The organism is Leptolyngbya sp. FACHB-711, from assembly GCF_014695615.1.
Lineage (GTDB): Bacteria > Cyanobacteriota > Cyanobacteriia > Elainellales > Elainellaceae > Leptolyngbya_A.
Genome location: NZ_JACJOR010000147.1, coordinates 1 through 3356, shown reverse-complemented (window position 1 = coordinate 3356; position 3356 = coordinate 1). Strand labels below are relative to the sequence as shown.

Annotated in this window: 3 protein-coding genes; 2 read left to right on the top strand and 1 reads right to left on the bottom strand. The window is 53.8% G+C overall.

Annotation, left to right across the window (positions count from 1 at the left end; genetic code table 11):
* Positions 1 to 1560 (bottom strand): two-partner secretion domain-containing protein (locus H6F80_RS04920; protein WP_190790487.1); only part of this gene is annotated, 1560 nt, incomplete at its 3' end.
* A 325-nt stretch (positions 1561 to 1885) separates the two neighbouring features.
* On the opposite strand from H6F80_RS04920, the gene H6F80_RS04915 reads away from it, so the two are divergent.
* Both H6F80_RS04915 and aac(6') read left to right on the top strand, forming a co-directional pair.
* On the top strand, positions 1886 to 2779 hold the full coding sequence (locus H6F80_RS04915; protein ID WP_242067168.1) for an urease accessory protein UreD: 894 nt from the start codon (positions 1886 to 1888) through the stop codon (positions 2777 to 2779).
* Entirely contained in the window at positions 2698 to 3273 is a 576-nt protein-coding gene (gene aac(6') / locus H6F80_RS04910) for an aminoglycoside 6'-N-acetyltransferase (RefSeq protein ID WP_199296383.1), read from the top strand. Before H6F80_RS04915 ends, aac(6') begins: the two co-directional genes overlap by 82 nt.
* Positions 3274 to 3356 lie beyond the last annotated feature (83 nt).

The following is a 3356-nucleotide window of genomic DNA, read 5'->3' as shown; positions in this document are numbered from 1 at the left end:
GTCTCCGTCTGCATCGGCTGTAAAGCGAATCGAGCCGCCGGAACTAGGGACAAACGACAGGGTGGCGATCGAGGGAGAAACCGTGATGTTGTTGGTGGCTTCTAGAATGATATCGGCAGTCTGAGCCGTGAGCGTAGCTGCGTCGATCGTGATATCGCCTGCAAATTCGCCTGCCAAAATATCTGGCAAAGCGGTGTCCGTACCGGGAGTCGTGGGGGCTGTGTCAGAAATCAGAATATTGGTTGGGTCAAGCAGGAGTGTGCCTAGACGACCGTTTGCTGCACTTAGGTTGACCTGTCCGGCAAAGGTAAGCTGCCCCCGGCTCGATACTTCCGCAAAGCCCCCGTTTCCGCCTGTTGCGCCCCCCGTCGCGCTGATGTTGCCAAAGAATTGCGTCCCCTGCTCTGACCAAATGATGACCTGTCCTCCGTTGCCTGCTGCCGTTGCGGAGTTGGCATTTGCAGCCAGGCTAGAACTGGGATCAACATAAACAATCTGAGACTGGGGTAATGTACCTGTGCCTTGCAGGTTGCCGCCGACCCGGATTCTTCCACCTGTCGCGCTCGATGCATCCAAACTGGCATCCAGCAGGGCAATTCGATCGCCCACCACCGTAATTTCAGAACTTGCGGGTGTTCCTAACGTTGCTGCATTCAGGGTTCCAGAGACGATCGCCGTTCCGGGCTGTGTGGGAATCACTGTTCCCGACCCGCGAAGCTGCACCGTCCCGTCGGGCTGGACGATTAGATCGGTTGCGCTTTGAAGCTCTTCGCCACCGGTAAGCAGGGACGGCAGGGAAAGTGGACTGGTTGGAAGCGGGGCATCGGTAGCATTTGCTGAACTTTCAGTGGGCAGTTCCAGGCTGAGCAGCGATCCGGTTTGGCTAAGGCGCACTCGACGGGTTCCAGGTACGGCGGCGATCGTCAAATTTCCCCCTGGTGCAGCAATTTCGCCGGTGTTCACCACAGTTCCGCCCAGCAGCGTCAGAGATTGTCCCTCAGTAACCGTTAGATTGCCAGAGTTCACGATCGCCCCCGGCTGAGTCAGGGCAAAGTCAAACCCGATCGGCTCGCCTATCAGCGCGGCATAGTCAGGGCGACCAACGTTGCTCAGCCAACTGTTAGCAAAGCCAATTCCCGTTGCGGTTGTAGCCGTAAACGCTGCTGGAACATCGAGCCGTGCATTTCGCCCAAAAATAATCCCTGCCGGATTGATCAGATAGAGATTAGAATTACCGCCCGACACGCGTAAAATGCCGTCAATCAGCGAAGCATCGCCGCCCCGAATCCGAGCCAGAATATTACGAATCGCCGGATCAGACTGAAAGTTAGCAATCTGTTCTCGGCTCAGCCCAAACCGCTCAAAGCTGTGAAATAAATTTCTGCCGTCCCGCGATCGTCGTCCCCCCTCGATATCAAAACGATTGCCACGCTGCCGTACCTGCGTTCGAGTTCCATCATTTGCCGGAGCAATGCGCTGCGCCAGAACCGGAGAAGCAGTAAAGATTGCCAGCAGCACCAGCAGCAGCCGAAAAGCCGGGGGGCAGGAAGTCTTAGACATGGGGCATCAGGTCTAGTCAGAACAGCTCAGAAAAGCTTTGAAAAGCAACGATGATTGCCCAAACCACCTTTCTAGCCCTCTAATTTTGGGGAAACCGAGTTCTCCTTTGGCTTCTCAAAGTTCCCCGAAGTTGGGGGATTTAGGAGGCGATGTTGAACCTCGAACACTTCTCAGACAGCTTCTCCCTCTTACGTTACGTTAGGCGATCGGGTGATTCCGTACAAACGCGCAAAAAATTAATGCAGGACAGCTTCAGGATTTGATCCATTGGTTTTAGGGTGAGGTTCGCTAAAGTAATGCGTGATGTGAACGACCAACCTCACCCTTGACTGCCCTAACTCCCTTGACTGCCCCCAATCCGCCAACCTCCTGGCACGGACACCTTGAATTAGACTACGCCCAACGCGAGGAAAAGACGATTCTCGATCGCGTCTTTGTCCAGGCTCCTCTGAAAGTGCAGCGTCCTTTTTATCCTGAAGCCGGAACCTGTCATACCGTGATGCTGCATACGGCGGGAGGCATTGTGGGGGGCGATTGGCTCTCGCTGCAAATCAACCTTCAGCCCCAGACTCACGCCCTGCTTACCTCTGCGGCGGCTGCCAAAGTCTATCGCAGTAACGGTCAAGAGGCACAGCAAATCACGCACATCAAAATCGGCGCATCTGCCTGTCTGGAATGGTTTCCGCAGGAGACGATCGTGTTTGACGGGGCGCAGTATGCTCAGCAGCTCAAAGTCGAGCTAGAACCAGGCGCAATCTGGATGGGTTGGGACATTACCCGGTTAGGACGCAGTGCCCGAGGCGAACGGTTTAACGGAGGCTACTGGCGCTCGAAAACCGAAGTCTGGCAAAACGAGCGGCTGTTGTGGATTGACCCGCAAGGCATTCAGGGCGGACATGAGATGATGACGAGCCTGCACGGACTCGCCGGATACCCCGTGATCGGCAGCTTTGTGTTCATCGGACGCGAAGTTTCCCCCGATCGAGTTAAGGCGGCAAGAACTGCATGGTATCCCGAAGGCAAAGAACCCGAAGATTCTATTTCCCTGCATGAATCAGCCAATCAAGTCGGAGTGACTCGCCTCACCGCCGGATTGCTCTGCCGCTATCGCGGAAACTCTACTCTAGAAGCCAGAAAATGGTTTATGCGGGTCTGGGAACTGGTGCGGCAGGAGGAGTTGGGGCGATCGATTTGTGTGCCGAGGGTGTGGCAGATTTAGGGGGCAATGCAGAATCTCCACTGATCAAACAACCTCTGAGGGAGTGCAATGTGAAAATTGTCGAAGTGACGCAACATGATTTCAATGAATGGCTGAATTTAGCGTTGAAACTCTGGTCAGACGATTTTGCTGAAGCAATGCAGATTACTTTGACAGAAATTCTCCAATCCCCTCGTCAGGCAGGTTTCCTGATTAGAAATGATGCTGGAACCGCGATCGGTTTTATGAATCTTTCGCTTCGATCGGACTATGTACCAGGGGCGAGTCGCAGCCCGGTTGCTTATATCGAAGGAATTTATGTGGAAGATGAATACCGCAAACAGGGAGTCGGTACGGCTTTAATTCACTATGCCGAACAGTGGGCACTGGAGCATGGCTGTGTAGAACTCGCTTCAGACGCTTTACTCGACAACGCTATAAGCCATGAATTTCACAGCAAAATGGGGTTTCAGGAAGTAGAACGGGTTGTCGCCTACATCAAACCCATTCTTTAAACTCATTCCTTTGCCCAACGAATGCTGTTCTCGCTCCGCCACTCCCCCATAATAAAAGAAGAAATGTAAACAGATGTTTCACG